The 281-nt window shown below is 56.9% G+C and carries 1 protein-coding gene; it reads right to left on the reverse strand.

What is annotated here, in order from left to right; genetic code table 11:
* Positions 1 to 281, reverse strand: a 281-nt coding sequence (locus tag QWJ41_RS21050) for a hypothetical protein (protein WP_302710436.1), incomplete at both ends; no start/stop codon positions are given.

The raw sequence follows: 281 nt of genomic DNA on the forward strand, positions 1-281 counted from the left end.
CGACCGTCAGGTCGTTGAGTACAAATTCCTGGGACAAGCCCGTTTGGGCGACGTTACCAAAGCTGAGTGAGCCGAAGCTGCTGCCAAACGTGGCTTTGAAAATATTATTGTCCGCATCGTTGTCAAAGCTGCCACCCAGATTGGCCGCGGCGTCGCCAGTAAAGATTCCGCCGGCCGAATCGATATTGATCGAAGTCAGTTCGACACCGGCCGGCCCGTCCACGGCCACCTCACCCGAATTGGCGTCGTAAACGATCGAAGTCTGGCCATCGCCGCGTTGT

This window comes from Nocardioides cremeus (assembly GCF_030518195.1).
In the GTDB taxonomy this organism is placed as follows: domain Bacteria; phylum Actinomycetota; class Actinomycetes; order Propionibacteriales; family Nocardioidaceae; genus Nocardioides; species Nocardioides cremeus.